This is a genomic window from Paenibacillus sp. 32O-W (assembly GCF_007679495.1).
Classification (GTDB): domain Bacteria; phylum Bacillota; class Bacilli; order Paenibacillales; family NBRC-103111; genus Paenibacillus_L; species Paenibacillus_L residui.
The window spans coordinates 1-269 of record NZ_VEGP01000218.1 but is presented as its reverse complement, the minus strand read 5'-3'; the positions used below and the strand labels follow the sequence as shown (position 1 = coordinate 269).

Annotated in this window: 1 protein-coding gene; it reads left to right on the top strand. The window is 48.0% G+C overall.

The features are described 5' to 3' along the window. Positions 1–50: 50 nt before the first annotated feature. Positions 51–269: transposase (locus tag FS806_RS25500; protein ID WP_260982263.1), on the top strand; the 219-nt coding region annotated here is incomplete at its 3' end.

The following is a 269-nucleotide window of genomic DNA, read 5'->3' as shown; positions in this document are numbered from 1 at the left end:
GTCGAAGTGTGGATTCGAAAATAATTCAAGATGTTTTGTTAAATCTGTCTATGGATCGGTACTCCAAATGGGACGAAGGTGCTTTCAAGCAAGAGGAAAAAGCTTTTCGGAATCGCTTTAAAACCGAGGAGGATTGTATACAATTCATCTATCAAGCGAAATGGCCGGATGGCTTTTCCTGTCCTCGTTGCAGGCATAGGCAGGCGTATGTCATCCGTTCCCGCCGGCTGCCGCTCTATGAGTGCCGAAGCTGCCGACACCAGACTTCC